Here is a 1,019-nt window from a genome sequence, read left to right on the forward strand (position 1 = left end):
AACGGGCGACCACGCCGCCACGGCGCGCGCCATCGGCGAGGAGCTGGACATCTACCGGCCCGGCGACCTCGTGGTCACGGGAGAGGAGCTGGAGGAGATGGACGACGCGGCGCTCGACGACGCCGTGCGCCGCGCCAGCGTGTTCGCCCGCGTGTCGCCCTACCACAAGCTGCGCATCGTGCGCGCGCTCAAGCCGACGGCGAGGTCACGGCCATGACGGGCGACGGCGTGAACGACGCGCCCGCGCTCAAGGCCGCCGACATCGGCGTGGCCATGGGCATCACGGGCACCGACGTGGCGAAGGACGCCGCCGACATGGTGCTTCTGGACGACCGCTTCACCACCATCGTGTACGCGGTGCGCGAAGGGCGGCGCGTGCACCGCAACATCCAGAAGGTCGTGCAGTTCCTCGTGGCCGACAACCTGGCCGAGATCGTGGTGCTGCTGGCCGCCGTGGCCCTGAACTGGAACGCGCCGCTCACGGCCGTCATGATCCTCTGGGTGAACCTGGCCACGGCGACGCTGCCGGCCCTCGCGCTCGGCGTGGAGCCGTCGAGCCGCCACATCATGGAGCACCCGCCGCTGCGCGCGGGCACGCTGCTGGAAGGGCGCCAAGCGCGCCGGGTGGTGTTCCAAGGGCTGTTCGTGGCCACCTTCGCCCTGCTCGCGTTCGTGATCGGGCGCGAGGCGGGCGGCGATGCGGTCGGGCGCACCATGGCGTTCGGCGTGCTGGCCTTCTCGCAGGTGCTGCGCGCCGTGAACCAGCGCTCCGACACCGATCCCGTCTGGGACCGCGAGGGCGGCCGCAACCCGCAGCTCGCCTGGGCCGTGGCCGCCAGCACGGCGCTCATGCTCGTCGTGCTGCTCGTGCCGCCCGTGCGCGAGGCGTTCGGCGGCGCGGCCATGGACGCGTGGCAGTGGGCGACGGTGTTGGGCCTGGCCTTCCTCTCGCTCGTGCAGACCGAGGCCGCGAAGGCCATCGGGCGCTGGAGGGCGCGCCGCGGTCAGGCGACGGCCGG

The 1,019-nt window shown here is 73.1% G+C and carries 2 protein-coding genes; both read left to right on the forward strand.

Translation table 11 applies throughout. The features are described from left to right. A partial coding sequence (locus GPA_RS20340) for a hypothetical protein (RefSeq protein ID WP_269446281.1) occupies positions 1–217 on the forward strand: 217 nt, incomplete at its 5' end. Then, positions 214–1,019: HAD-IC family P-type ATPase (locus tag GPA_RS02645; protein ID WP_269446282.1), on the forward strand; the 806-nt coding region annotated here is incomplete at its 3' end. The genes GPA_RS20340 and GPA_RS02645, both read left to right, overlap by 4 nt.

The organism is Gordonibacter pamelaeae 7-10-1-b (genome assembly GCF_000210055.1).
GTDB lineage: Bacteria > Actinomycetota > Coriobacteriia > Coriobacteriales > Eggerthellaceae > Gordonibacter > Gordonibacter pamelaeae.